This is a genomic window from uncultured Campylobacter sp. (genome assembly GCF_937981295.1).
Classification (GTDB): domain Bacteria; phylum Campylobacterota; class Campylobacteria; order Campylobacterales; family Campylobacteraceae; genus Campylobacter_B.
This window is the reverse complement of the sequence record NZ_CALJPC010000009.1, coordinates 1-1,304: the sequence shown is the minus strand read 5'-3', so window position 1 is coordinate 1,304 and position 1,304 is coordinate 1. Positions and strand designations below refer to the sequence as shown.

Annotated in this window: 2 protein-coding genes; both read left to right on the top strand. The window is 51.2% G+C overall.

Annotated elements, in window-relative coordinates; all coding sequences use genetic code 11:
- On the top strand, positions 1-797 hold a 797-nt coding region (locus tag Q0135_RS01085; protein ID WP_297987565.1), incomplete at its 5' end, for a DUF935 family protein.
- Positions 787-1,304: phage minor head protein (locus tag Q0135_RS01080; RefSeq protein WP_297987562.1), on the top strand; the 518-nt coding region annotated here is incomplete at its 3' end. The genes Q0135_RS01085 and Q0135_RS01080, both read left to right, overlap by 11 nt.

The following is a 1,304-nucleotide window of genomic DNA, read 5'->3' as shown; positions in this document are numbered from 1 at the left end:
TGCCGCCGCTGATCGGCAATAGCTCAAGCGGGGATGAAAACGTCATCACCCAAATGGCTGAAGCGCTTGAGGGTATCAAAAGCGGCAGTTACGCGGTGCTAGGTCCGAACGACATTATCAAAGTGCTTGAGGGTAGAGGAAGCCAAGCCGACTTTATGGAGTTTGTGCGCTATTGCGACGCCGAGATAGCCAAAGTAATAAACGGCTCGGTGCTTAGTTCCAACGCAAACACCGCACAAAGCGGCAGCTACGCAATGAGCAAAACCCACGAGCAAAACCGCGCCGAGATAGTCGCTGCGGACGTGAAATTCGCAAGCCGCTTAGTCGAGCGAATATATGCGCGTCTTGGCAAAAGGGCAAATCTAAACATTCAAATCGAAAAGGATGTGGATCTGCTCCAGCGCGCACAGATGCTTCAAATTTTGCACGATATGGGATACCGAATGAGCCCTGAAGATATGGCAAAGGAATTTGACCTGCCGCCAAGCGCAAAGGCTACGGACGCGAAAGAGGGCGACGGATCAAACGGGCGCATAGGCGCAGAGAAAAACTCTGCCGGTGCGGCTAAATATCTCACTGAGATAGAGAGGCAAACCGCACAGCACGATTTTAGCGCCGCAAGCTCGCAAATTTCATCATACGTAAGAAGCGTGGTGGATAAAGCCCAAACCTACGAGCAGGCTTATGAGATACTTGCAAAAAATCCGCTAGGTTTTAAGCTTGATGCTCTGGAGGAGGAGCTATTTCGGGTCATAGCAAATGCTGAAATTTTAGGCGCGGACGATCATGAATATTAGCTTTTTTGCTCCGCCGCAGCAGGTTGTAAAGTATATCAAAGACAAACGGCCGCAGCTTCATTTCGACTATGACGAGATTATGCACGAGGCTCATCATCGCGTCTTTACGGTCGCAAAGATCACGCGGCTCGATCTACTGAAAGACATTCAAGATAGCCTAGCCCTTGCCGCACAAAAGGGGCAAGGATTTGATGAATGGAAGCGCGGCATTAAAGATACCCTAGCGCGCAAAGGCTGGCTAGGGGACGTAGCGGTAACTGACCCTAAAACGGGCGAGCAAAAGCAAATTTACGTGGGCGATCGCAGGCTGCGAAATATCTATAACACCAATATGCGAGTAGCCTATGCCGCTGCGCGCTACCAAAGCCAGATGAACTCGGATCTGCCGTATTTTCGTTATGTCGCGGTGCTGGATGATCGCACCAGGGCGAGTCACCGCGCGCTGCACGGGCTGATACTGCCTAAAAACCATCCGTTTTGGGATAAGGGCTATCCGCCAAACGGCTG